Source organism: Rhizobium sp. P40RR-XXII (genome assembly GCF_012641405.1).
Taxonomy (GTDB): Bacteria; Pseudomonadota; Alphaproteobacteria; order Rhizobiales; family Rhizobiaceae; genus Rhizobium.
In genome coordinates, this window is record NZ_JABAII010000004.1 from 69,490 (window position 1) to 95,203 (window position 25,714).

Annotated in this window: 24 protein-coding genes; 14 read left to right on the forward strand and 10 right to left on the reverse strand. The window is 60.1% G+C overall.

The window, feature by feature from the left end:
* Positions 1-88: 88 nt before the first annotated feature.
* The 4 genes from HGP16_RS09185 to HGP16_RS09200 all read right to left on the reverse strand — a co-directional run bounded on the left by HGP16_RS09185 (position 89) and on the right by HGP16_RS09200 (position 3,894).
* Complete coding sequence (locus HGP16_RS09185) at positions 89-1,342, reverse strand: MFS transporter (RefSeq protein WP_168839713.1); 1,254 nt, start codon at positions 1,340-1,342, stop codon at positions 89-91.
* A gap of 254 nt (positions 1,343-1,596) precedes the next feature.
* The gene (locus tag HGP16_RS09190) at positions 1,597-2,358 is read right to left on the reverse strand and encodes an amino acid ABC transporter ATP-binding protein (RefSeq protein WP_168839714.1); all 762 of its coding nucleotides are present in this window, start codon (positions 2,356-2,358) and stop codon (positions 1,597-1,599) included.
* On the reverse strand, positions 2,355-3,035 hold the full coding sequence (locus HGP16_RS09195; RefSeq protein WP_168839715.1) for an amino acid ABC transporter permease: 681 nt from the start codon (positions 3,033-3,035) through the stop codon (positions 2,355-2,357). Before HGP16_RS09195 ends, HGP16_RS09190 begins: the two co-directional genes overlap by 4 nt.
* Before the next feature lie 85 nt (positions 3,036-3,120).
* Positions 3,121-3,894: an amino acid ABC transporter substrate-binding protein gene (locus tag HGP16_RS09200; protein WP_168839716.1), complete on the reverse strand. Its 774-nt coding sequence runs from the start codon at positions 3,892-3,894 to the stop codon at positions 3,121-3,123.
* 513 nt (positions 3,895-4,407) lie between these two features.
* Here HGP16_RS09200 and HGP16_RS09205 point away from each other — a divergent pair.
* Together HGP16_RS09205 and HGP16_RS09210 are read left to right on the forward strand one after the other, a co-directional pair.
* Entirely contained in the window at positions 4,408-5,388 is a 981-nt protein-coding gene (locus HGP16_RS09205; protein ID WP_168839717.1) for an SGNH/GDSL hydrolase family protein, read from the forward strand.
* Positions 5,389-5,419: 31 nt separating this feature from the next.
* Entirely contained in the window at positions 5,420-6,454 is a 1,035-nt protein-coding gene (locus HGP16_RS09210; RefSeq protein WP_168839718.1) for an acyltransferase, read from the forward strand.
* An 81-nt stretch (positions 6,455-6,535) separates the two neighbouring features.
* On the opposite strand, the gene HGP16_RS09215 is transcribed toward HGP16_RS09210, so the two are convergent.
* Complete coding sequence (locus HGP16_RS09215; protein WP_168839719.1) at positions 6,536-7,408, reverse strand: DMT family transporter; 873 nt, start codon at positions 7,406-7,408, stop codon at positions 6,536-6,538.
* A gap of 255 nt (positions 7,409-7,663) precedes the next feature.
* On the opposite strand from HGP16_RS09215, the gene HGP16_RS09220 reads away from it, so the two are divergent.
* Both HGP16_RS09220 and ispG read left to right on the forward strand, forming a co-directional pair.
* Positions 7,664-8,863, forward strand: coding sequence for an MFS transporter (locus HGP16_RS09220; protein WP_168839720.1), 1,200 nt, complete (start codon positions 7,664-7,666; stop codon positions 8,861-8,863).
* A gap of 127 nt (positions 8,864-8,990) precedes the next feature.
* Positions 8,991-10,244, forward strand: coding sequence for a flavodoxin-dependent (E)-4-hydroxy-3-methylbut-2-enyl-diphosphate synthase (gene ispG, locus HGP16_RS09225; RefSeq protein WP_168839721.1), 1,254 nt, complete (start codon positions 8,991-8,993; stop codon positions 10,242-10,244).
* A 50-nt stretch (positions 10,245-10,294) separates the two neighbouring features.
* On the opposite strand, the gene HGP16_RS09230 is transcribed toward ispG, so the two are convergent.
* On the reverse strand, positions 10,295-10,936 hold the full coding sequence (locus HGP16_RS09230; RefSeq protein WP_168839722.1) for a LysE family translocator: 642 nt from the start codon (positions 10,934-10,936) through the stop codon (positions 10,295-10,297).
* A 276-nt stretch (positions 10,937-11,212) separates the two neighbouring features.
* Positions 11,213-12,127 (reverse strand): polyprenyl synthetase family protein, encoded by a 915-nt coding sequence (locus tag HGP16_RS09235; RefSeq protein WP_168839723.1) that lies wholly within the window; start codon positions 12,125-12,127, stop codon positions 11,213-11,215.
* Positions 12,128-12,306: 179 nt separating this feature from the next.
* Here HGP16_RS09235 and mtgA point away from each other — a divergent pair, with 179 nt between their 5' ends.
* The 3 genes from mtgA (at position 12,307) to rpmF (ending at position 14,222) form a co-directional block, all read left to right on the forward strand.
* On the forward strand, positions 12,307-13,056 hold the full coding sequence (gene mtgA / locus HGP16_RS09240; protein ID WP_409526828.1) for a monofunctional biosynthetic peptidoglycan transglycosylase: 750 nt from the start codon (positions 12,307-12,309) through the stop codon (positions 13,054-13,056).
* 154 nt (positions 13,057-13,210) lie between these two features.
* Complete coding sequence (locus HGP16_RS09245) at positions 13,211-13,858, forward strand: glutathione S-transferase family protein (protein WP_168839724.1); 648 nt, start codon at positions 13,211-13,213, stop codon at positions 13,856-13,858.
* Positions 13,859-14,036: 178 nt separating this feature from the next.
* The gene (gene rpmF / locus HGP16_RS09250; RefSeq protein ID WP_006724402.1) at positions 14,037-14,222 is read left to right on the forward strand and encodes a 50S ribosomal protein L32; all 186 of its coding nucleotides are present in this window, start codon (positions 14,037-14,039) and stop codon (positions 14,220-14,222) included.
* A gap of 176 nt (positions 14,223-14,398) precedes the next feature.
* On the opposite strand, the gene phaR is transcribed toward rpmF, so the two are convergent.
* Positions 14,399-14,971: a polyhydroxyalkanoate synthesis repressor PhaR gene (phaR, locus tag HGP16_RS09255; RefSeq protein ID WP_168839725.1), complete on the reverse strand. Its 573-nt coding sequence runs from the start codon at positions 14,969-14,971 to the stop codon at positions 14,399-14,401.
* A gap of 240 nt (positions 14,972-15,211) precedes the next feature.
* Between phaR and HGP16_RS09260 the strand changes: the two genes are divergently transcribed.
* Together HGP16_RS09260 and phbB are read left to right on the forward strand one after the other, a co-directional pair.
* Positions 15,212-16,393 carry an acetyl-CoA C-acetyltransferase gene (locus HGP16_RS09260; protein ID WP_168839726.1) on the forward strand — a complete coding sequence of 394 codons (1,182 nt, stop codon included), beginning with the start codon at positions 15,212-15,214 and terminating at the stop codon, positions 16,391-16,393.
* A gap of 99 nt (positions 16,394-16,492) precedes the next feature.
* Positions 16,493-17,218, forward strand: coding sequence for an acetoacetyl-CoA reductase (gene phbB, locus HGP16_RS09265; protein ID WP_168839727.1), 726 nt, complete (start codon positions 16,493-16,495; stop codon positions 17,216-17,218).
* A 476-nt stretch (positions 17,219-17,694) separates the two neighbouring features.
* Here phbB and HGP16_RS09270 read toward each other — a convergent pair whose 3' ends face one another.
* Positions 17,695-17,949, reverse strand: coding sequence for a YMGG-like glycine zipper-containing protein (locus tag HGP16_RS09270; protein WP_112341591.1), 255 nt, complete (start codon positions 17,947-17,949; stop codon positions 17,695-17,697).
* A gap of 46 nt (positions 17,950-17,995) precedes the next feature.
* Positions 17,996-18,151, reverse strand: a complete 156-nt coding sequence (locus HGP16_RS09275) for a DUF3309 family protein (RefSeq protein WP_075853478.1) — start codon at positions 18,149-18,151, stop codon at positions 17,996-17,998.
* A gap of 1,233 nt (positions 18,152-19,384) precedes the next feature.
* Between HGP16_RS09275 and HGP16_RS09280 the strand changes: the two genes are divergently transcribed.
* From HGP16_RS09280 to HGP16_RS09300, 5 genes are all read left to right on the forward strand, one after another.
* Positions 19,385-22,510: a helicase-related protein gene (locus HGP16_RS09280; RefSeq protein ID WP_168839728.1), complete on the forward strand. Its 3,126-nt coding sequence runs from the start codon at positions 19,385-19,387 to the stop codon at positions 22,508-22,510.
* Positions 22,511-22,513: 3 nt separating this feature from the next.
* On the forward strand, positions 22,514-22,918 hold the full coding sequence (locus tag HGP16_RS09285; RefSeq protein ID WP_168839729.1) for an RNA-binding S4 domain-containing protein: 405 nt from the start codon (positions 22,514-22,516) through the stop codon (positions 22,916-22,918).
* 206 nt (positions 22,919-23,124) lie between these two features.
* Entirely contained in the window at positions 23,125-23,463 is a 339-nt protein-coding gene (gene fdxA, locus HGP16_RS09290; RefSeq protein WP_168839730.1) for a ferredoxin FdxA, read from the forward strand.
* Positions 23,464-23,860: 397 nt separating this feature from the next.
* A complete protein-coding gene (locus HGP16_RS09295) occupies positions 23,861-24,433 on the forward strand; it encodes a CarD family transcriptional regulator (protein ID WP_168839731.1) in 573 nt (190 codons plus the stop codon).
* 411 nt (positions 24,434-24,844) lie between these two features.
* Complete coding sequence (locus HGP16_RS09300) at positions 24,845-25,708, forward strand: RNA polymerase factor sigma-32 (RefSeq protein WP_168839732.1); 864 nt, start codon at positions 24,845-24,847, stop codon at positions 25,706-25,708.
* The last annotated feature ends 6 nt before the right edge of the window (positions 25,709-25,714 follow it).

Sequence of the window (25,714 nt, forward strand, 5' to 3'; positions counted from 1 at the left end):
CGAAAAGCTAAACTGCTCTAACTGAACGCAGACAATTCTCTACCGCAAGGCCTGACTGTTGCAGCCGGCTTTGCGGTAGAAATGCCTTTTATCGCGGCTTATGGGCATGCCGCTCCACCAAGGCGGCCCAAAGTGCCGACAGCAGCGCGAGCAGTGCGGATATCAGCATCATCGCGAAGAGAGTATGAATATCAGCCGATCGCGCGAGGAACAGCCCGCCGATAGAGCCGATGAGCGCGCCGCCTGCGATCCGCATGGCAGCCGCCAGCCCCGCAGCCGTCCCGACCATGTCCGCACGGACCGACATGGCGCCGCTATTGGCGGCCGGCATGGTGAGGCCATTGCCGATGCCGATGAAGATGCAGGGGCCGAAGAGTGCCAGTACCTGCGTCAATCCCGAAAGCGACAGGGCGAGGCCGGTCGACAGGCCGATGCAGGTCAGAAGCCGCGCGATGACAAGGATCGTGCCGAGCGGGATTCTTGCGGCGTAACGGCCGGCCAGATAGCTACCGAGGATGAAGCCGGCGGGAACCAGTCCCATATAGAAGCCGAGCCAGGCGCTCGACCCGAGCACATCGCCCATCGTGAGTGGCGCTCCCCCGAGGAAGATATAGAGCACGCCCATCGAGCAGGCCATGCAGAGGGTATAGGCCCAGAATCGCGCCGAAGACAAAAGCAGCCCATAGGAGGCAAGGTAGTTCCTTCGCGTCCCCGGTAAGGGGGCTCTCGATCCCTTTAATTCGCGCAGGGACAGGAGGAAGGCGGCGATGCCGAGGATCGCAAGGACGACGAAGCTGGCGCGCCAGCCGAAAAACTCGTCCAGCGACCCGCCGAACAGCGGCCCGACCATGGGTGCCAACGCCCATCCCATGGCGAGATAGCCGAATTTGCTGGCGGATTCGCGCTCGTTTGATGTTTCCTTGATGATGACGAGCGCGACGGAGTAACACGGGCCGATGCATGCCTGCATCGAGCGAAAGACGAGAAATGTGCCGATATCGGAGGCGAGAACGCAGCCGATCGAGGCGATGATGAAGATCGCGAGCGCCGTCAGGACGACGGGCCGGCGGCCGAACCGGTCCGATATCGCGCCGCCGATCGCCTCAAGGCAGGCGGTGACAATGGAAAAGCCGGCGACCGAAAGGTTCACGAGGGCGAAATCGGCGTGGTATGTCGCTGATATCTTCGGCAGCGACGGCAGGATCATATTAACAGGCAGCACGGCAAGGGCCGAAAGCAGGATGAGGGTCGTCAGCCGCGGCGGCGCGGCTGTTTTCCCGATGGCTGTGTTTTCGATTGCCTGCGTGGCTGAACCTTCGATGCGGCTTTCGGTGCGCGTCATGGCCTTGTCCGTCGTAGTGGGGGAATCGAGGGAGATCTGACGAGGCGGCGCCCTTGTTTCAGGCAATAAAAAAAGGCCCCGTCAGGAGCCTGCTTACCGCGCATGGATGCTTTCGCCGGATGGTTACACCATCCTGCCCATGCGCCTTCCTACCACTACGAGAACGAGTGCCGTGTTCATGGCGCTAAAGCTATTCGCAAAGCCCTGCATCGTCAATGCATGGCCTGTCCGCGAAACGGTTGCTTGCGGTCACCTCAAATATCGTAGCTGAGCCCTGAGTTCAGCGTCGAGATGAACTGCTTGGTCCGCTCCTGCGAGGGATTGGCGAAGATGCTGCGTGAGGAGCCGGTTTCGACGATGTCGCCTGCTTCGAGGAACACCACGTTGTTGGCGATCTTCGAGGCGAGGCGCAGGTCGTGAGTCGCCATGACCATGGTCGTACCTTCATTGGCGAGCTTGCCCAGCACATCGACCACTTCGGCCGCCAGTTCCGGATCGAGCGCCGAGGTCGGCTCGTCGCAGAGCAGCACGCGCGGCGAGGGGGCAAGTGCCCGGGCAATAGCGACGCGCTGCTGCTGGCCGCCGGAGAGCGTCGAGGGCCAGGCATCCATCTTGTGCGCCATGCCGACCTTGGTCAGCAGCTCGACGGCGCGGGCGCGCGCCTTGTCTTGTGGCCAGCGCAGCACGGTTGTCAGGCCTTCCATGACGTTCTCGATGGCGGTGCGATGCGGGAAGAGCTGGAAATTCTGGAAGACCATGCCGGTCTGGCGGCGGATCTTCTGGATATCCTGCCATACAGCGCGCTTGCCGGGCGTAAAGGAGGTGGATTCCCCGCCGATGCGGATCGTTCCGGCGGTCGGGATTTCCAGCAGGTTGATGCAGCGCAGCAGCGTGCTCTTGCCGCCGCCGGAAGGGCCGACGAGGGCGGTCACTGTTCCTTCCGGGATCATCAGGCTGATGTCCTTGAGGATGACATTGTCGCCGAAGCGCTTTTCGATGTGGGACAGCTCGATCATGCCCGGGCCTCCAGCGTGCCGCCATAGCGGGCGAAACGGCGCTCTAGCGAGCCCTGCAGCACCGACAGGAAGGAGCTCATGACCAAATAAATAAGGGCAGCCTCGACATAAAGGATCAGAGGCTCGTAGGTCGTCGCCACGATGCGCTGCGCGGCCTGAAACAGCTCCGGCACGGTAATCGCAGCGGCAAGCGAGGTGTCCTTGACGAGCGAGATGAAGGTATTGGAGAGCGGCGGCACGGCCACGCGGGCCGCTTGCGGCAGGATGGTGCGGCTCATGGCCTGGCGCCAGTTCATGCCGATCGAATAGGCGGCCTCCCATTGGCCCTTCGGCACGGAGGAGATGACGGCGCGGATGATTTCGGACGTATAGGCGCCGACGCTCAGCGTAAAGCCGATCACGGCGGCCGGAAAGGCATCGAGCAGGATGCCGAGGCTCGGCAGGCCGTAGAAGATGACGAAGAGCTGCACCAGAAGCGGCGTGCCGCGGATCACCCAGACATAGAAGCGCGCAACGGCTACCAGCGGCGGTGGGCCGAACAGGCGCGTGACGGCGGTAAGCAGGCCAAGCAACAGACCGAGGACGAAGGTAATTAAGGTGAGCGGGATGGTGAAGACGAGCCCTGCCCAAAGCAGCGTGCCCAATGACTCCCACATCAGTTGCAGCCAATGCTCCACGAAGAAGCCTTTCGATAAGAGAATGCGTCCGGAGGTGACCCCGGACGCATCTTTTTCACAGTTTTATGTCGCTGCCTATGCCTTCTTACTTCGAAACGTCCTGTCCGAAGTATTTCTGCGAGATCTTGTCATAAGTGCCGTCGGCCTTGATATCGGCCAGCGCCTTGTTGATGGCGGCCACCAGTTCCGGCTCACCCTTGCGGACGATGACGGCGGAGAAATCGGCATTGGCCTGCTGGGCGACGATCTTCACTGGCGCGTCGGCCTTGTGCTTCTTGAAGTCGAGGAAAGAGAGGCTATCGTTGATCGTGGCGTCGGCGCGGCCGGTCAGCACGAGCTGGATCGACTGGTCGAAGCCGTCGGTGCCGACGAGCTCCGCACCGGCCTCCGTGGCGATCTTGCCGAAGTTGCTGGTCAGCGACTGTGCGGATTTCTTGCCCTTGAGATCGGCGAAATCCTTGATGTCGGTGTTGCTGTCTTTGACGATCAGCACGGCCTTGGAGGCAATATAGGGTTCGGAGAAGTCATACTTCTTCTTGCGGGCTTCGGTGACGCCGACTTCGTTGATGACGGCGTCGTAGCGGTTGGCGTCGAGGCCGGCGATTAGGCCGTCCCACTTGCCTTCCAGGAACTGCGCCTTGACGCCGAGCTTTCCGGCGATCGCTTCGGCGATCTCGACGTCGAAGCCGGTCAGCTTGCCGCTTTCGTCATGAAAGGTGAAGGGCGCATAGGTGCCTTCCGTGCCGACCTTGAATACGCCGGCCGCTTGGATCGCCTTGAGGTTTTCGCCTGCATGGGCGGGGAGCAGGAATGCCGCCTGCACGAGGGCGGCGGCGGCAACAGTCTTCAACCAGTTCATCGTTTTCTTCCGTTTCTGGAGCGTTCATTCAATGTTGCATACATCGCAGAAAAATTGCAGCGCGGAAGCGTAGAAAACTGCAAAAGAATCGGGCAATTGCGAATATTTTTCTCAAGGAATTGCGATCGGGCCGCCAAGGGAGCCACTACCTCCGTCACCACCAAAAATTGCTGATCGATGGTGCAGTGCGGCATAGTGACAATTCACAATCCTGCCCTATTTGTCCCAATGTTGCTCCATTTCTCTCAATGTTGCCCCAGTGCAGCATATGATTGTTGGTTGGTGCGGCAGCGTTCGCGCAGGGCGTGCGTGCCATCCTGTGTCCTGGCGGTTTGCCGGGAGACATAGGGCGGCGATCAAACTGCGATTCTACTAGAAAATTTATAGTGCAGAAATTGATCTGACGCAGCCCGAAGAGGTGATGAATTGCCCATCATTGCGCGCCGCCGGTCTTGGCCGGTCATGAGGTTTGATGTTGCGGTTGCGTCTCTTTTCCTGGGTTTGTGTACGTTCATGCCGAGCTTCGCGGCGGAAACGATCGAGCGGCCATCGAAATGGATCGGCCGCGTTGCTGCCAGCGATGCGGCTTTCGGCTGGCCCGGCAGTGGTTTTGCACTGCGGTTCGAAGGCACCTCGCTCTCGGTTACCCTCGTTGATACCGGGAAGAATAGCCTTGAGGTCGAACTGGACGGCGTTCCCCAGCGCCTTGATCTGCAAGCGGGACAGCACCGATACCAGCTTGCCGACGTTTTGCCGCAAGGCGCCCATGAGGTTCGCGTGACGCGTCGCACCGAGGGATGGATCGGCGATACCATATTCGTTTCCGCCGAAACCGATGGGTCGTTCCTTCCCGCGGAAGCACCGGCCGCAAAGCTGGTGGCAATCGGAGACTCCATTACCGCAGGCTATGGCCTCGAGGGTGTCGGCCCCGGATGCAAATTCAGCCCCGGAACGGAAAATCAATACCTGACATATGCCGCGGTTGCGGCGCGTAGCCTCGGGATGGAGCTTACGACGCTCGCTGTTTCGGGAATCGGCCTTTCGCGTGCCGGCAAGAACGCGAAAACCATGCTTGATGTCATCGACAGCGTGACGCCGTTGAGAAAGGGAACGCCGGCTCTTCCTGACGAGCGCGTTTCCGCAGTGGTTGTCAATCTCGGGACGAACGACTTTTCGGACAATAGGAATCCCAGCGATTTCGTCGACGAATACGTCAAGCTCGTCTTCAGGCTCAGATATCAGTTTCCAAAGGCGTATCTGTACGCCGCGCTCGGTCCGATGATGTCCCAAAAGGACTTCGATGTGGCCGAGAAAGCAATCGAGGCCGCCGTCCAGACGAGCGCCGCGAAAGGCGAAACTCGCCTGCGATATCTGAATTTACGCGTCAAACCGAAGGATTTCGGATGCGATTGGCATCCAAGCCGCAGCACCAATGCGGCAATGGCAACCTTGTTGGAACAAGCTATCAGAGCGGATTGGGGCCTTCATGACTAACGAGCAGATGCCTTCCATTCGACGGTCAAACTTGAAACAATTGGATTCTCTCCAGTTCCTCCGGTTCGTGGCCGCTTTTTCTGTCCTTCTCTTCCATTTCGGAAGCGGCCTTGCGATCGAATACCATCTCGATCGCAATTATTTCTTCATGGGCGCGGCCGGCGTCGACGTTTTCTTCGTTCTCAGCGGCTTCATCATCAGCTACTCGTCCGATCCGGCGCGTGGGCTTGTCTATTTTGCACGCAAGCGGATTGCCAGAATCGTTCCGCTCTACTGGCTGCTGACATTCGTGGTCGTCTTGATAGCGCTTGTGAAACCCAGCCTGCTCAATTCGACGATCGTGACCTTGGAGACGATCGTCAAATCTCTTCTTTTCGTCCCCTATCAGAAAAGCGGCGGCGCCATGCAGCCGATCCTTTTCCTGGGCTGGACGCTTTGTTACGAGGTGTTTTTCTACATAATCTATGGCGCCTGTCTGATCTTTGGCGCCAGGGCAACCTGGTTCGCTTCCGCGGCCGTCCTCTTCCTGATCGGGCTGCATGAGATTTGGCCGGAGGGATCCGTCGAATGGCGGTTCTATACAAATCCGATATTGATCGAATTCGTGCTCGGCATGATGCTTCATAAAGCATATTCGGCATACAGTGCCTTCAGGAACGGATCGAATATCGCCGCCGCTCTGCTCATTCTTCTGGCCTGCGGGGCTCATTTCTTCATTGTGACATTCGCCGGCCCCAGTCTTTTCGCCTCAAGCCTGCTTGCGGTTCTGCTCGTCTCGGGCTTCCTGCTCATGCGGATACCGTACGGGAAAGCGTGGGCTATTCTGATTCTCTTGGGGGACGCATCCTACTCGCTTTACCTCATCCATCCCTACACGCTGCAGCTTCCGATCAAACTGCTGGGCAAGCACCTCTCGCTACCCTTTGTGACGGGAATATTGGCGCTGGTCACGCTTTGCACGATCGGGATTTCGGTGCTGCTTCTCAAGTTCTTCGAGCGGCCGATGCAGGCTCTTCTGATGCGGCAGCCGAAACCCATCGAACAGGCTGTCGTTGTGGTGGAGTGAATTCAACGCCTCGGTGTGGGTTGGAAGCATTGCTTGCCGGGCAAGCTTGGCTTGTACCTGCAGGAAACGCATTGATCCGCCTCAAGCCGCAGCCGCGCGCCGCTTCATCCGCTCGCTGATGATAATAATGAACCCAGCGCTCAGGATCAAAATAGCGCCGATGAAGGTGTTGGGGCCGGGGATGTCGCCCCAGATCAGATAGCCGAGCAGGAAAGCCCAGACGAGCGAGGTGTATTCGAACGGCGCCAGCACCGAGACGGGCGCCTGGCGCATGCCTTCGAAGAGAGCGAGCTGGCCGGCGCCGGCGATGATGCCGGTGAGCGCAAGCAGGACGATCTGGAACGGCGTCGGCGTGTGCCAATGGGCGATCGCCATGCCGGCGGTCAGGATGATGAACATGAGGTTGGAGACCGCCATCTGGATATGGCTCTTCTCGTGCAGCGCTGTCTTGCGCAAAAGCACCATGCCGCTTGCCCAGAGGACGGCGGCCTGCAGCGCCAGGTAAACCGGCCAGGAGATCGACAGACCCACCGGATTGGAAGCGATCACGACGCCGCAGAAGCCGACGCCGACCGCCATCCAGCGGGCGACGGTGACCTTTTCGCGCAGCACGATGGTCGCCAGGATAGTGCCGACGATCGGTGCGGCGTAGTAGAGCGTCGTCACCTCGGCGAGCTGCAGATAGGACGCCGCCGAATAATAGGAAATCCAGGCGATCAGGATGATGATACTGCGCACGATCATCGGCTTGATGATCGGCGAGCGCGCCACCTTGTGGATGAGCGAGGGGCCTTCGAAGACGAAGCAGCCGGCAAGGATGGTGCAGCTTCGGATGAACAGGACCTGCCAGACGGGGATGGAAGCGACGAGCAGCTTCACCGCCGAATCGTGGGCGGTGAACAGCATGTAGGCAAACACCGTAAGCAGGATGCCATAGCTGATGGAGTTTTTCACGGGGATGCACCAGAGGATGACCCGACTTGGGCCGGCTGAAGAATCTTTCAGGCCTCAAGCGATAGGAGCCTGTTTTTTCGTCGTCAATAGGGCTTTTCGCCAGGGACGTATGGTCACGAATTATTTATTCGGGGTTGTGACGTCTTTGCCTCCGCTTTAACAGACGGAGACGAAATGTGACCGTTCCGGCTGTTTTCGGTCGTTGAGATTTCAATCGATTTAAATAGACTGCGACACCGATTGGGAGGAATTTTCATGGACGATATGACGCGATTGGAGGGTCTTGAGGCGAAAAGGAGCGGATTCTTCACAAAACCGCGCGCGGCCGTGTCGTTGATGTTCCTGCTGAACGGCTTCATGGTCGGCTGCTGGGCGCCGAAAATTCCCGAATTCGCCGAGCGGCTGCAACTGACGAAATTCGAGCTCGGCCTGATGATCCTCGTCTTCGGCGTCGGCTCGCTCGTCATGATGCCGCTTGCCGGTGCGCAGATCGCCGAGCGCGGCTCGCGCGTCGTCATGCGCGCGTTTGCGGTGCTGCTGCTGCCGATGATCCTGGCGCTTACGCTGGCGCCGAATGTCTGGACCGCGGCGATCTCGCTCTTCCTCTTCGGTGGCTTCATCGGCGCCATGGACGTGGCGATGAACGCCAATGCCGTGTCGGTGGAAAAATCCATGCGCCGGGCGATCATGTCCTCCTGCCATGCCTTCTGGAGCCTGGGTGGCCTGTTAGGATCGGCGATCGGCGGTCTGCTGATCTCGCGCCTGGGCGTTCTCGGCCACGCCGAGGCCTCGACGGTTCTAGCTGTTCTTTTTCTGGTTGTTGCCTGGCCGATGGTTTTCGGCGATCAGCCGCATCCCGACGAGACCAAGCCGAAGGCAAAGCTGCCGATGATCCCGCTGCCCTGGCTGCTCGGCATCGTCGCGCTGTTCTGCATGGTGCCGGAAGGCGCTGTGCTCGATTGGAGCGCACTTTATCTCGGCCAGGAAAAGGGAGCGTCGGTGGCGCTTTCCGGCTTCGGCTTCGCTGCCTTCTCGGCCACCATGGCGACTATGCGCTTTGCCGGCGATTTCGTCCGCGACTGGCTGGGGGCGGTACGCACGCTGCGCGTCTGCACGGTCTTTGCCATTATCGGCATGCTGACGGCGGCGCTGGCGCCAAATGCTGAAATTGCCATCCTCGGCTTTGCGCTCTGCGGCATCGGCATCTCCAACATGGTGCCGATCGCCTTTTCCGCCGCCGGCAACATTCCGGGGCTGCAGCCCGGCATCGGCATTTCGGTCGTGACCACGCTCGGCTATTCCGGCATGCTGGTCGCACCTTCGGCCATTGGCTTTGCCGCCGAGCATGTCGGCTTCTCGCCGGTCCTGATGGCGCTGCCGGTGCTGCTGCTCGTCGTGTTGGCGTTCTCGTCTCTCGCACGCTACGCCGACGGCATCGGCGAGAGCGAGCATTAATTTCGTCGCTTTTGCTCGCTAACGGGTGGGTCCCGTCCGATCAAAAGAGATTGCCGCGGCGGTTGACAACGACCGTTTCGTGATCCACCTGAAAGGCACCCATTTTCGAGGCCTGCGAGAGCTTTCCATGTCGTCCGCCACCGATTTCGATCCGAAACCGCGCCGTTCCTCCGTTGCCGTCGATGTCGGCGGCGTGATCGTCGGCGGCGGTGCTCCCGTCGTCGTGCAGTCCATGACCAATACCGACACGGCCGATATCGATTCGACCGTGGCGCAGGTCGCCGCCCTTTTCAAAGCCGGCTCGGAACTCGTGCGCATCACCGTCGATCGCGATGAAAGCGCCGCCGCCGTGCCGAAGATCCGCGAGCGGCTGCTGCGTCTCGGCATGGACGTGCCGCTGATCGGCGACTTTCATTATATCGGCCACAAGCTGCTCGCCGACCACCCAGCCTGCGCCGAGGCGCTGGCGAAATATCGCATCAATCCGGGCAATGTCGGCTTCAAGGACAAGAAGGACAAGCAGTTCGCCGAAATCATCGAGATGGCGATCCGCTACGACAAGCCGGTGCGCATCGGCGTCAATTGGGGCTCGCTCGATCAGGATTTGCTGACCGCGCTGATGGACAAGAACGCCGCCGAAGGCTCGCCGCTGTCGGCCCGGCAGGTGACGCGCGAGACCATCGTGCAGTCGGCGCTGATCTCGGCCGATCTTGCCGAGGAAATCGGCCTGCCGCGCAACCGTATCATCCTCTCGGCCAAGGTCAGCCAGGTGCAGGACCTGATCGCCGTCTATTCCATGCTGTCGGAGCGTTCCGACCATGCGCTGCATTTGGGGCTCACCGAGGCCGGCATGGGCTCCAAGGGCATCGTCGCCTCGTCGGCCGCCATGGGATATGTGCTGCAGCACGGCATCGGCGACACGATCCGCGTGTCCCTGACGCCGGAGCCGAATGGCGACCGCACCCGCGAAGTGCAGGTGGCGCAGGAACTGCTGCAGGTTATGGGCTTCCGCCAGTTCATCCCCGTCGTCGCGGCTTGTCCCGGCTGCGGCCGCACGACATCGACCGTCTTCCAGGAACTGGCGCAGAACATCCAGAACGACATCCGCAAGAACATGCCGGTCTGGCGCGAGAAATATCCGGGCGTGGAAGCGCTCAACGTCGCCGTGATGGGCTGCATCGTCAACGGCCCCGGCGAAAGCAAGCATGCCGATATCGGCATTTCGCTGCCCGGTACGGGCGAAACGCCGGCCGCCCCGGTCTTCATCGACGGCCAGAAGGCCATGACGCTGCGTGGCCCGAACATCGCCTCCGATTTCGAGGCGCTGGTGACCGATTATATCGAGAAGCGGTTCGGCCAGAAGAATGTCGCGGCGGAGTGATCCGCCGCAGTTCAGAGATTCCGTGAAAACTGAACAGCTCTAGGCTCGGATTATATATTGCTCGTCAGTAGCTTGATGCCGGCGAAGCAATAGAAGCCGGCCATGGCGCCCTCGATCCAGCGCCGCGCATTGCGATAGATTTTCAGCGCGTGCGGCGTCGAAAACAGGATCGCATAGCCCATGAACACCACGAAACCGGTCACGCCGCAGACGGCGATGATCAGCATCGCGACCGAGCCCGGCGCGCCCTGCGGCATGCCGAGCGCGATGATGGCGAGCCAGGCGAAGATGGCCTTCGGATTGGTGACGTGGATGCCGTAGCCGCGCAGGATCAGCGATTTGAAGCCGGGTGTTTTCGGCCCCTCGGCAGCGGTCGGCAGCTCGCCGCTGGCACGAACGGCGCGAAACGCCTTGTAGGCGAGATAAAGCAGATAGAGGCCGCCGAAGATCTTCAGAACCTCCAGCGCCAACGCATAGGTCTGCAGCAGCGTGGCAAGGCCCGCCGCGGCAGCCGTCGCCCAAGTCAGCGATCCCCCGAAAATGCCGAGCGCCAGGGTCATGCCGGCCTTGCGGCCATGGGTCATTGACGTGCCGATAATGGCCATGATGGCGGGACCGGGACTGATGACGGCAACGATGTAAGCGATATAGGCCGGCAGGATGTGCGGCAGATAGGCAAGCATTTCGCGCATGGAGACTATTCCTGGGGTCGTCGGCCCGGCGCGAAGAATTCCACGTCTACAGGCCGAAACGGCACGGGAATGTGTCATAGAATGCAGCGGAAATCACCCGGCAACGCCATGGATTCTTGTGATGGTGACATTCCCGAGCTGAATGGATGGCCCGAGCTGAATGGCTGGCAGGCACGTGTCGCTATCCTGGTTCGACAGGTTTCCGCGCCCAGGAGCCGATGCCTAGCGAAAGATAGCCGCCCGCCATCAGCCAGTACCGTACCTGATGGGCAAACCTCAGCTCTTGCGGTTTGCGACGAAGCCCGCGGTTTCTGTCAGGATATTTGCGTTGTCGCCATAGCCGGACAGCAGCTCGGCTGCTTCCATTACCAGCCTTGCGAGCGTCGCCTCGGCCCATTCCTGACCGCGCAGGCCCACGAGCGTTCCCTTGCCGCGGGCGGCATCCTTGCCGGTTGCCTTGCCCATGGTGGCGGCGTCGGCTGTCAGGTCGAGAAGATCGTCGGCAAGCTGGAAGGCAAGGCCGATCTTTTCGCCGAACGTGCGAAGGCGCTTGCGGTCTTCGGCTGGGGCGCCCGAGATGATGGCGCCGGCCTCGCAGGCAAAGCGGATCAGCGCGCCCGTCTTCATCGCCTGCAGCGTGGTGATGCCACTTTCATCCGGCGCCTCCTTCTCCGCGGCGAGATCGAGCGCCTGCCCACCGGCCATGCCGCCGATGCCGGCGGCGCGTGACAGCGCCAGCACGAGCGTCATTTTCCTGTCCGCAGGCAGCTCCGTTTCAGGCGCCGCGATGATGTCGAAGGCATAGGTCAGCAGGCTGTCGCCCGCCAGGATCGCCGTTGCGTAATCGAAGGCGATGTGCACCGTCGGCTGGCCGCGGCGCAGGTCGTCGTCGTCCATGGCGGGCAGATCGTCATGGACGAGGGAATAGCAGTGCACGCATTCGAGCGCGGCGCCGACCCTTAGAGCGGCCTCGGCATTGCCGCCGAGAAGCGCCGAGGTTTCCATGACGAGGAAGGGCCGCAGCCGCTTGCCGCCGTTCAGGACGCCGTGACGCATCGCATTCAGAAGCCGGGCAGGGCGGACGATCTCGTCGTCGAGGCCGGCATCGCCGAGAAGCCGGTTCAGCATGGCTTCGACCTTGCCGGCATTGTGCCGGAGGCGCTGTTCGAATGGGGTTTCGGTGCTGTCCATGGCCGCTGTTTGGCATGAGAGGCGGTTGCTGGCAACGGGAATTGTCAACAGCCGGATGGGGAATTGCGCCGCACTCTGGTCATCGCTTTGTGTAGACGGTATGACGAATGCAGCATCAAAGCGTTTCCCGGATACATTAAGGGGTATACCGGGATGGAGCGGCTGTGGACGTCAGACATTTGGACATATCGACGGACAATGAGGGGGAGGAAGCCGAGGTGCCGCAACGCTCCTCCCTGTTGGCGCGCTTCAGAGACCGTCCGCTTTGGCAGCGCATCATTCTCGTCCTGATCGGCCTTTTGCTGCTGCCGTACTTCTTCATCGTCGTCTATGTGCTGCCGTTCATCCACCCTGTTTCCACCCTGATGATTGGGGATGCCGTCACCCTTCAGGGATACGACCGTCGCTGGGTGCCGCTGGATAAAATCGCGCCGGTGCTGGTGAAATCCGTCCTGGTCTCCGAGGACGGACAATTCTGTTACCACGGCGGCGTCGATTGGAGCGAGATGCGGATGCTGGTCCAGGAGACGCTGCGCGGCAAGTCCACGCGCGGCGGCAGTACGATCCCGATGCAGACAGTGAAGAACCTGTTTCTCTGGAACAGCCGCTCCTTCGTGCGCAAGACGTTGGAATTGCCGCTTGCGGTCTCCGCTTCCGCCGTATGGTCGAAGCGCCGAATGATGGAGATCTATCTGAACGTCGCCGAATGGGGGCCGGGCATCTACGGTATCGAGGCCGCGGCGCGCTACCATTTCAAGGTGCCGCCCTCCAAGCTCACGGCACGCCAGGCAGCACTTCTCGCCGTCTCGCTTCCCAATCCGATCGATCGGGTGGCGGGCAAGCCGGGGCGCGGGCTCGGCCAGCTCGCCTCGCTGATCCAGCGCCGCGCGAGGAATGCCGACGCATACATCAAATGCCTTTATGATTGAGATCAACACTTGTCGTTCGATTGGTTGACCATCGTCTGGCATTCTCGGCCATGACGTATGGGCGGGTGACGCCGGCCTTCCGCGCGTTCGAGGACAAGAACCATTTCGAGGAACTCCTGACCTTCGAGTTCCGACGCCAAAAGGGAACAAGATCGTGAGCAAGCTGACACTCTATATCGGCAACAAGAACTATTCCTCCTGGTCGTTTCGGCCATGGATCGCGCTCGAAGGCTGCGGCATAGCGTTCGAGGAGGTGCTTATCCCCTTCGATTTTCCGGCGGGCAATCCAAATATTCGCGAGGTTTCGCCGACGGGCAAGGTGCCGATGCTGGTGCATGACGGCTTCAAGGTCTGGGAGTCGCTCGCCATCATCGAGTATGCGGCCGAACTTTTTCCCGATGCCGGTCTTCTGCCCAGGGATCGGCAGGCCCGCGCGCTGGCGCGATCCTATAGCATGGAGATGCTTTCTGGCTTCAGCGCCTTGCGCAATGCCTGCCCGATGCACATGCGTCGCCCCGTGAGTCGCCTCAACCTGCCGGAGGGAGTGATGGAGGATGTAGTGCGCATCGAGGCCATCTGGCGTGAGGCGCGTTCCCGCTCCGGCGGTCCCTTCCTGTTCGGGGCATTCTCCGGAGCCGATGCCATGTTCGCTCCGGTCGTCAGTCGCCTGGAGCGGTATGATATTGCCGTCTCTACCGATACGAAGGACTATATGGCCGTCATGAAAGCCCTGCCTGCCTGGAAGAAATGGGAGGAAGCGGCGCTGAAGGAAACGTGGACGGTGCCGGAGGACGAGGCCTGACCGCCTAATTCGGCGTCGATATGTCCGAATCAAGCGCGCCGGGAAAAAATGCTACTAGGGACTGGTCAAAGCCCGGTAAGCCATGTATAAGCCGGCCCAATTTCCGAAATTGATGCATGTCTGTTTCGGCCGCCTTGCTGGCCGCGGATATGTTTCGTCCGTACATGGAGTAACGAGAATGGCTGTACCGAAGAGAAAAACGAGCCCGTCCAAGCGCGGTATGCGCCGCTCTGCTGACGCCCTGAAGGCTTCGACCTACGTCGAAGACAAGAACTCCGGCGAACTGCGTCGCCCGCATCACATCGACCTGAAGACCGGCATGTATCGCGGTCGCCAGGTTCTGACGCCCAAGGAAAGCGCATAATCAAGCGCTGCCTTGGTGGCATGAATTAAAGGCTGGCGTTTTGCAGGCCTTTTTTCGTTGTGATCGGGGTGGATGAAAAGGTGCCTGTTTGTGCGCCGAAGCTCTGATGCCCTCTGTCCCTTTCGGAACAGAGGGAGTGAACCCTCTCCGAGCGTTCATAGGCGCATTGCCTTATTTCACAGGCTATCCAGCTTGCTCTGCATGGCGCGGAGTTGTTCCTTCAGCTCGTCGATATCCTTGGCTTCGGCCTTGCGGCTCTCCTTGGCCGGCGGCTTCATGAATGGCGAGAACATCTGCATGGCCTGCTGGAACATTTCGGTGTTGCGGCGGACCTGCTCCTCGACCATCTGTATGGGCAGCTGAAGATTCTTGCCGAGCGGTGTTTCGCCAAAGGCGCGATTGATCTGCTCGCGCATCTGCGTTTGCTGCTCCGTGAAGGAGCGCATCGAATGCTCAAGGAAGCTTGGGACAACCATCTGCATCTGGTCGCCGTAATAGCCGATAAGCTGCCGGAGGAAGGAAATCGGCAGCAGCGTGTTGCCGGTCTTTGATTCCTGCTCGAAAATAATTTGCGTCAGGACCGAATGCGTAATGTCTTCACCGCTCTTGGCATCCTGGACAGTGAATTCCTCGCCTTTCTTCACCATCTCCGCCAGGTCGTCCAGCGTCACGTAGGTGCTGGTACCGGTATTGTATAGGCGGCGATTCGCATATTTCTTGATTACGATCTGGCCCTCAGTCTTTGCCATTATCAGTCTCCTGGCCCCGTCTGATTGTATGGAATACTCCTCCACTGCTGAGTGTAGACGCAAAAGAAGCTTGGTGACAATCGCTTTGTGCGATGCGGCAAGCCCAATCCTTGGTTGGATTTCCAGCGGGCAACGACGGCTTCATGAAATCTGTACGCGGGAAATTCTTGCAATTTGACTCCAGCGCAAAGCTTTGACAGTTTCGCCTCATATACACGTTCATTTCCTGAGGAGGCTTCCATGAGCAGTTCATCCATCGTTGTCGCCAGCGCGGCCCGCACCGCGGTCGGCTCGTTCAACGGCGCGTTCGCGACCGTTCCGGCTCATGAGCTCGGCGCGGCCGCGATCAAGGGCGCGCTGGAGCGCGCCGGCGTCGATGCCAAGGAAGTCGACGAAGTGATCCTCGGTCAGGTGCTTCAGGCCGGCGAAGGACAGAACCCGGCCCGCCAGGCCGCGATGAAGGCCGGCATCCCGCAGGAAGCGACCGCCTGGGGCGTCAACCAGCTTTGCGGCTCCGGCCTGCGCGCCGTCGCGCTCGGCCTGCAGCAGATCGCCACCGGCGACGCGAAGATCATCGTCGCCGGCGGCCAGGAATCCATGTCGATGGCGCCGCATGCGGCAAACCTTCGCTCCGGCACCAAGATGGGCGACATGAAGATGATCGACACCATGATCAAGGATGGCCTGACGGATGCTTTTTACGGCTATCACATGGGCATTACGGCTGAAAACATCGCGCGGCAGTGGCAGCTTTCGCGCGAGGAACAGGATCAGTTTGCCGTTTCCTCCCAGAACAAGGCGGAAGCCGCGCAGAAGGCCGGCCGGTTCACCGACGAGATCATCCCTTTCACCATCCAGGCGCGCAAGGGCAACGTCACGGTCGATGCCGACGAATATATCCGCCATGGCGCGTCGATGGACGGCATGGCGAAGCTGCGCCCGGCCTTCGACAAGGAAGGCACGGTCACTGCCGGCAACGCTTCCGGCCTCAATGACGGCGCCGCTGCCGCCGTGCTGATGACCGAGACGGAAGCCTCGCGCCGCGGCATTCAACCGCTTGCGCGCATCGTGTCCTGGGCAACCGCCGGCGTCGATCCGCAGATCATGGGCACCGGGCCGATCCCGGCCTCGCGCAAGGCGCTGGAAAAGGCGGGCTGGTCCGTCGCAGACCTCGATCTCGTCGAAGCCAACGAGGCGTTCGCCGCCCAGGCTTGCGCCGTCAATAAGGATCTCGGCTGGGATACGTCGATCGTCAACGTCAACGGCGGTGCGATCGCCATCGGCCATCCCATCGGCGCCTCCGGAGCCCGCGTTCTCAATACGCTGCTGTTCGAAATGAAGCGCCGCGGCGCCCGCAAGGGGCTCGCCACGCTGTGCATCGGCGGGGGCATGGGCGTCGCCATGTGCTTCGAGGCGCTTTAAGGCGTCTTGAAAGGAGTTTTCCAGAAGAAGTGGTGAAAGCGGAGCCGGCGACCCGGCCTTCGGGCGTCTCGTCTCCGCAGCAACAAAGGGGAGTGGCACATGAGCAGAGTGGCATTGGTAACCGGGGGCACACGCGGCATCGGAGCGGCCATTTCGATGGCGCTGCATAATGCGGGTTACAAGGTGGCGGCAACCTATGCCGGCAACGACGAGAAAGCCCGGGCGTTCCACGATGTGACCGGCATCGCCGTCCATAAATGGGATGTCACCGATTACGAAGCCTGCGGCAAGGGCATCGCCAAGGTCGAGCATGATCTCGGACATGTCGAGGTCCTGGTCAACAATGCCGGCATTACCCGTGACGCCATGTTCCACAAGATGACGCCGCAGCAATGGCACGAGGTCATCAATACGAACCTCAGCGGCCTGTTCAACATGACCCATCATGTCTGGCAGGGCATGCGCGATCGCAGCTTCGGCCGCGTGATCAACATCTCATCGATCAATGGTCAGAAGGGGCAGATGGGGCAGGCGAACTACTCCGCCGCCAAGGCCGGCGATCTCGGCTTCACCAAGGCGCTTGCCCAAGAGGGGGCCGCCAAGAACATCACCGTCAATGCCATTTGCCCCGGTTATATCGGCACGGAAATGGTGCTGGCGGTGCCGGAAAAGGTGCTGACCGAGCGTATCATCCCGCAGATCCCGGTGGGACGCCTGGGCGAGCCCGAGGAAATCGCCCGCATAGCCGTCTTTCTTGCCAGTGACGACGCCGGTTTCATCACGGGATCGACGATAACAGCCAACGGCGGCCAGTTCTTCGTCTAAAGCAGTTCCAGGAAGGTGCGCGGCAGTCTTCCGTCGGAAATTGCGTAGAAACAATGGGAGAGAGCGGTTCGGAACTTCCGTAAAGAGCTGCTCCGCTCTTGGCCGTTCGCATCATGGGCAGGATTGCCGGATAGACGGAAGTGCCGGCCCGGCATCATCCTCGGCCTGAGTTTGCCTGCTGTCGCTGCCGAGGCTTGAATTCCAGGATGACGGCTTCCAATGCTAGCCGCTTTTTCTCCTTGTCTCGCGCTCTTGCCGCGCTTCCAAGCGCGTAAAAAGTGGTGCCGATAAGCGCGAGTGCTGCAATGCTTGCGATGATTGCGGCCATGGTGCCGTTCCTTTCTCAAAACACTGCTTCCTTCCCGCAACCAAACGCGCGGGAGGAGGATTCTTTCAGAAACTCCGGCTTTCAGAGCCTCCAATGGCCCGATGTTCGTGACCGGCCGCGGTGCGGTCGGTCACGAACGGGTCAAGCCTTAGCGGCAACGGGCCTCGTAGCGATGGCCATACCGGTCGCGATAGATGCAATAGCCACGGCGCTCATGGGAGCGTCCGATAAGATTGCCGACGACGCCGCCGGCGACGGCGCCGACTGCCGCGCCACCCCAGCTATGGGTGGCCACGCCGCCGATCAGGGCGCCGGTGCCAGCACCGATGGCAGTCCCTTTTTCCGTTGCCGTGCATGACGCCAAAGCGCCGACAAGGGCGATCGCGACGATGATCTTCTTCATGGTGTTAGCTCCCTGGTGTTGTGACGTTTGAACATTGACCCGCGGATCAAATCCGCCCCATCAATAGCAAAATGAGAACAATGACGAGAACAAGCCCGAGACCGCCTGATGGGCCGTACCCCCATGCCCGGCTGTAACCCCAGCTGGGCAGCGCGCCGATCAGCAGCAGAATCAGTATGACAAGCAATACCGTACCAAGCATGATATGTCTCCTCCATGTCCATCGCTTGAATAGCACCGGCAATGTCGTTCAATCCGGCACCATGCTTCAGCGACTCCAGCTCAAATCGGTTCCCTAGTAAATGCGCGGAGTTCCTCAATTCTGCAGATAGAAACTTGCATCGCCGAAAATTGTTCCGGCTAAGAAATAAAAATGCTCGGATCCCGGCGGCGCCGCGATCGGCCAAACGTTAACGCGACTGCGCGATGCGGGGGGCGGAGAGAGGGTCGCGATCCATTCTTATGGTTAAAATATGATTAAAATACAATATGTTGCGGTGAACGAAACGAGAAAGGAAACGTGTCCGTGATTCGTCGGCGATTCGTTCTGCGTTTGGACTTTGGTTAACGTTAAGGTCTTCCTGTAGGGTGCCGACGTGCGGGCCGAGCGAAATCCGGTGGTAGGCGGGTGTGCGCAGAATGGCCTTCATGCTTTGATCGGCTCGCGCGGAATGGGCCGCGAACAACGTTCTGGGTCCGTGCCGCTTTCCATGTTCCGATGCTGTCCTGGCGAAATACAACTATGTAGCCGTGAAATCCGATTCGCTCCGGCCTCGATCGATATAACGATGAGAACAGCTTATGCGTGTATTTGGAAGCTCATTATATCTGCGCCCATTGAAAGATTGATCACAATTCCTGATTCGGCCGGACTTGCGGGCTCAACCATGCAGAGTCCTGTGTGTTTTGGTCGAGGAAACGCTAGATATTGTATGGAACAAAGACAGAATTGAGCTGGAATAGCGATTCGTCGCCGATTCGTTCCGGCTTTGACCCGAATCTTAACGCAAATAACGCCATTCCGAAAAATTACATAATTTACAGATAATTAACCATGAAAAGCGCCGATTTTCGCCGACTTCAGATTCAACACTTGACTCCTTTTCTCGTGGAAAAGGCGTAGAAGCGAGATTCAGCATTTGGTGTGAATCTTTTCGTTGAAATCCATATGTTGTAGTGAACAAAAAAAGAACGGTGGTGAGTCAGCGATTCGTCTCCGATTCGTTCTCAAGCTGTTCCGGAATCGTCAGGACTCGCATGAGATGCAGGACGCATGTAACTTCTGGTTGAGGCTGCCGATAGTGAAATCGATTGTTGCCACGGCTGTTTTTTTATTCAGGCCTTGCCTTTGTCGCATATGGTCGTCATCTCTTCGTTTCCTCCTTGGGGAACTTGCTGATCGAAAGACGGTGGTTTCTCGCCCACGCACGGACCAATGACACAGACTTTGCAGCCCATGATCCTGAGCGGACGCGGCGTGACCGCGGTGCTCGGACCGACCAATACCGGCAAGACCCATTATGCCATCGAACGCATGGTGGCGCACGGCAGCGGCGTGATCGGCCTGCCGCTGCGGCTGCTGGCGCGCGAGGTCTATACGCGTGTCGTCGAAAAGGTCGGCGCCCAGCATGTCGCGCTTGTCACGGGCGAGGAAAAAATATCGCCGCCCAACGCCCGCTTTTCGGTCTGCACCGTCGAAGCCATGCCGCGCGAGACGCGTGCCTCCTTCGTTGCCATCGACGAGGTTCAGCTTGCCGGCGATCTCGAGCGCGGCCATATCTTCACCGACCGCATCCTGCACCTGCGTGGCCGCGACGAGACGCTGCTATTGGGTGCCGGCACGATGCGGCCCATCCTCGAACAGCTTCTACCCGGGATCACCGTCCTGGAGCGGCCGCGGCTGTCGCATCTTTTCTATGCCGGCCAGAAGAAGATCACGCGCTTGCCGCAACGCACGGCGATCGTGGCTTTTTCCGCCGACGAGGTTTACGCGATCGCGGAGCTCATCCGCCGCCAGCGTGGCGGCGCCGCCGTTGTTCTCGGCGCCTTGAGCCCGCGGACCCGCAATGCGCAGGTGGCGCTCTACCAGGCCGGCGATGTCGAATATCTGGTCGCGACCGATGCAATCGGCATGGGCCTCAATCTTGATGTCGATCATGTCGCCTTTGCCCAGGACCGCAAGTTCGACGGCTATCAATTCCGCAACCTCAACCCCGCCGAGCTCGGCCAGGTCGCCGGCCGTGCCGGCCGTCATCTGAAGGACGGCACCTTCGGGGTGACCGGACAGGTCGATCCTTTCGACGACGAGCTGGTGCGCCGGATCGAGGGACACGAATTCGACATGGTCAAGGTGCTGCAGTGGCGCAGCAAGGCCTTGGATTTTTCCTCGATCGCGGCGCTGCGCGCCAGTTTGGAAGGCGCGCCTCGCGTGCAGGGGTTGACGCGGGCGCTGCCTGCGGTAGACCAGCAGGCGTTGGAATATTTGTCACGCGATCTGGAGATAGTCGATCTTGCCAGCAACCCGGCTCGGGTTGAGAAATTATGGGAGGCCTGCGCGCTTCCCGACTATCGGCGCATTACGCCCGCCCAGCACGCCGATCTCATTGCCACCCTCTTTTCCGACCTGGTGCGCTATGGCACGGTGAAAGAGGACTTCCTTGCCGAGCAGGTGCATCGCGCCGATCGGACGGACGGCGAGATCGACACGCTTTCGGCGCGAATCGCGCAGATAAGGACTTGGACCTATGTGTCGAACCGGCCCGACTGGCTTGCCGATCCGACACACTGGCAAGAAAAGACGCGGGAAATCGAAGATCGATTGTCCGACGCGTTACATGAGAGGTTGACGAAACGCTTTGTTGATCGCAGGACATCTGTGCTCATGAAGCGCCTGAGAGAGAATGCGATGCTGGAAGCTGAAATCAGTGTGAATGGGGATGTCTTCGTCGAAGGGCATCATGTGGGACAGTTGACCGGATTCCGGTTCACGCCTGTTGCGGGAACCGAGGGGCCGGATGCCAAGGCCGTCCAGACAGCCTCCCAGAAGGCGCTGTCGCTGGAATTCGAGGCGCGCGCCGCGCGTATGCATGCGGCTGGCAACAGCGATCTTGCGATCAGCGCCGATGGCCTCGTGCGCTGGCTCGGCGATCCCGTGGCGCGTCTGTCGGGGAGCGATCATGTCATGCGTCCGCGCGTCATCCTGCTCGCCGACGAGCAGCTGACGGGCAATGCGCGCGATCATGTCGCGTCGCGCATCGAGCGCTTCGTGAACCATCATATCAGCACGATCCTGAAGCCGCTCGACGATCTCCAGCGCGCCGAGGATCTGCAGGGCCTCGCCAAGGGGCTGGCTTTCCAGCTGGTGGAGAATCTCGGCGTTCTGTTCCGACGCGACGTCACCGAAGAGGTGAAGTCGCTCGATCAGGATGCGCGCGCCTCCATGCGCCGCTACGGCGTTCGCTTCGGCGCCTATCATATTTTCGTGCCCGCATTGCTGAAGCCGGCTCCGGCCGAGCTCATCACGTTGCTATGGGCCTTGAAGAACGATGGCCTGGACAAGCCGGGCTACGGTGATTTGATCCCGGTTCTTGCTGCCGGCCGCACCTCGGTCGTCACCGATCCGGGCTATGAGCGCATGTTCTACAAGCTTGCGGGTTTCCGCTTTCTCGGCAAGCGCGCGGTCCGCATCGACATTCTCGAGCGCCTGGCGGATCTCATCCGCCCGCTCTTGCAGTGGAAGCCCGGCCAGGCTTCGCGCCCGGAAGGCGCTTATGACGGCCGCCGCTTCACCACGACGACCGCCATGCTCTCCATCCTCGGCGCAACGCTCGAGGACATGGAGGAAATCCTCAAGGGTCTCGGTTATCGCGCCGATTCCGTGAAGGCGGAGGAAGCAACCGCGTTCCTCGCTCAGCAGGATACAACGGCGAGCGCCGCGGCACCGGCTGCGGAGACCATTGCCGAGAAGGCCGATCACGACGACGCCGATGCCGCAGCTGAAGAGCCGGCTAAGGAAGCAGAGACCGTTTCCCAGGAACCAGCTGCTCCGGTCGATGCGCCGGCTGAGGCCGCCCCGGTGGCTGCGGAAACCGATGCCGTTGCGCAAGCTGCCGCCGAGCCCGCGGAGCCGAAGCCGGTTCTGCTCTGGCGCCTGGGTGGCCGCAGCGACAATCAGCAGCGCCAGAGTGGCCGTGGTCATGGTGACCGTCGCGGCCAGCAGGGCGAGGGTCGCGGACAGCAAGGCAATCGCCGTGGTGGTGGCGAGCAGCAGGCAAGCGCCGGCGAAGGCAACCGCGAGGGACGCGACCGTCGCGATGGCCGTGACAATCGCGGCGGCGACAAGGCACCGCGCGGCAACCGCGAGGGCGGCCGTCCCCAGCATCAGGGCAACCGCGGCGATCGTCAGGAGCGTGGCGAACGCAACGACCGGAACGATCGCAACAATCGCGGCGCGTCGCAGCCGTTGCGCTTCGAAGCCAAGCCGCCGCGCAAGGAAAAGCCGATCGATCCGGATTCTCCTTTCGCCAAGCTCGCTGCCCTCAAGGAGCAGATGAAGAAATAGCCCATGACGGACGAGAAACAGCCATTTTCCGGTTCGCGCCAGCGCATCGACAAATGGCTGTTCTTTGCCCGCATGGTGAAATCCCGCTCGCTGGCGCAGCTTTACGTTCAGAAGGGTAGCGTGCGGGTGAATGGCGAGCGGATCGCCCAGCCGAGTTTCGGCGTCAAGGCCGGCGACCGTATCGAGCTCTCGCTGGAGCGCCGGGATATCGTCCTCGTCGTGCGTTCGCCCGGCGAGCGCAGGGGACCTTTCGAGGAAGCCAAGCTGCTCTATGAGGATCTGACGCCGCCGCCGGATGAGACAAAACGCCTCACCCCGTTCGAGCAGGCGCTGCGCGCGCCGGGGAGCGGAAGGCCCACCAAGCGCGATCGCCGTGCAATCGATCGCCTGATCTCGGACGACGATTAGAAAACTCTGCCTGTGTCGGGCCGCTTTCAAGATTGTTTGTCCTTGAAATTGGCCGATAAAGTCGATACCTCACCATCAACCTGCCGGTAACCAGCCGGGCGGCGCGTTTGCGTGTGGCGCATGCGTTTGTCCGTTCGGCTCCGCGGGACGGCGCGACGTTCCAGGTTGCGCATCCGCGAAGGCTAAAGACATTCCTGGAGTGCTTCATGACATATGTCGTGACCGATAATTGCGTCCGCTGCAAATATACTGATTGCGTGGAAGTCTGCCCTGTTGACTGCTTCTACGAAGGCGAGAATTTTCTCGTCATCCATCCCGACGAATGCATCGATTGCGGCGTCTGCGAACCGGAATGTCCCGCCGAGGCAATCAAGCCCGATACGGAGCCGGGCCTCGACAAGTGGCTGAAGATCAACACGGAATATGCCGCCATCTGGCCGAACATCACGGTCAAGCGCGACCCGCTGCCGGAAGCCAAGGAGATGGACGGCGAGGAAGGAAAGTTCGAGAAGTATTTCTCGACGAACCCCGGAAGCGGCGACTGATCGAGGGCCGTGACAGGCCGTCGATAAAGGTGTAGTCGATATCGCAGAAAGCGAATCATTGCCGTTGGGTCGCATGGCGGTCAACGTGGCGTTTTTGGCGCGCACGCAGCAAATTATTGATTTCCTCAGATTTTTGTGATAGGTTCCTCACACTGATCCACAGCGGCATTACGCATGCCCAAAACCATCACGAAAGCAAATCACCAATCCGTACGCGGTTTCCTTGACATATCAACGATTTGTGTTGTCGGGTCCTAGATCGCGATGGGTGGGTTTCTGTTTGCATAAGTCTGGCTGGACCAGGATGAAGTGACCCGACGGTTCGTCCGTCTCATCCGGGCCTGACTGACCCGGCACCCGGCCCAACCGGGCGCATAACAGGGAGTTTTTGAAAAGAATGACGACCCAGCAGAAAAAACCTTCAGCAGCACGCCATGGCTTCAAGACTGGTGAAGCGATCGTTTATCCGGCCCACGGTGTCGGCACGATCACTGCCATCGAAGAACAAGAAGTCGCAGGCATGAAGCTCGAGCTGTTCGTAATCGACTTCGAGAAAGACAAGATGCGCCTGAAGGTACCGGTGGCCAAGGCCATGAGCATCGGCATGCGCAAGCTTTCCGAGACGGATTTCGTTGAGCGGGCGCTGAAGGTCGTGCAGGGCAAAGCCCGCGTGAAGCGCACCATGTGGTCGCGTCGCGCCCAGGAATATGATGCCAAGATCAATTCCGGCGATCTGCTTTCCATCGCTGAGGTGGTTCGCGATCTTTATCGCGCCGAGAACCAGCCGGAGCAGTCCTATTCCGAACGCCAGCTCTATGAAGCTGCGCTCGATCGCATGGCGCGCGAAATTGCAGCCGTCAACAAGATGTCGGAAACCGAAGCCGTTCGCCTTGTCGAGGTCAATCTCAACAAGGGTCCCAAGCGCGGCAAGGTCGTCGACGACGACGATTCCCAGGACGAAGCCGCATAAGGCTAAGTGCGCCAATTCTAGCTTCAAAAAACCCGGCCTTCGTGCCGGGTTTTTTCTTTGGAACCTTTTTGCTTCTGCCGCGTTTAAGCCTCGTGTTAGCGGTCGGTGTGGGTGCTCTCCTGTGGGGAGGGGTTTCCAAGCAGGCCGTATTTATGGACATTCACGAGGACCGGCCTATGCGTTTTCATCCGAAGCCCCCCGGCGATCTGAACATGCTTCAATCGCCAGATCCATTCGCTGAGATCGAACAAGACTAGTCATCGATTATCCGGCGAACCGGATATCGGTTTCCAATTTGAATTTCATTCATTGATTTCCATCCGAGCAGTGATGTTCGGAAACGATACTTGCTGCCCTTTTCGTCGACCGCGGCATTAGAGACGATTTGAGGCCGAACCTTAGGAGATGCGTATGACGAACATGTCTGCAGATCGACGTATGATCAAAGTCGCGATGGCTGCTCCCTATCTCGATCGCGACGAAGAGCATAATCTTGCCATACGCTGGAAGGATCACGATGATCGCGGCGCCCGCAACCAGATAGCAACCGCGCATATGCGCCTCGTCATTTCCATGGCGGGCAAGTTTCGCAATTTCGGACTACCGATGAGCGATCTCGTACAGGAAGGCTATGTCGGCCTCCTTGAGGCAGCTGCCCGCTTCGAACCGGAACGGGAAGTTCGCTTCTCGACTTATGCAAGCTGGTGGATCCGCGCTTCGATCCAGGACTATATTTTGCGCAATTGGTCCATCGTGCGTGGTGGCACGAGTTCAGCGCAGAAGGCACTATTCTTCAATCTTCGCCGCCTGCGCGCCAAGCTCGCTCGCAGCAATTCGAGCGTTACCGTCCAATCTATCCACGAGGAAATCGCGGTTGCGCTTGGCGTCAGCCTTTCCGACGTGCAGACCATGGATGCGCGCCTTTCCAGCAACGATACGTCCCTGCAGGCGCCGTCGATATCGAGCGATTCCGAAAGCGCCGAGCGTATCGATTTTCTCATCAGCGACGAGCCGCTTCCGGACGAGCAGGTATCCGACATGATCGATGGCGAGCGCCGTCGCATCTGGCTTGCCTCGGCGCTGAAGCATCTCAACGAACGCGAGATGAAGATCATCCAGGCACGACGCCTCGTCGAAGATGGAGCGACGCTCGAGGAACTCGGCGCCGATCTTGGAATCTCCAAGGAGCGCGTGCGTCAGATCGAAAGCCGTGCAATGGACAAGCTCCGCAACGCGCTGGTGGATGCGGATCCCCGCATGGCGAGCTACGCCTAAGACGGA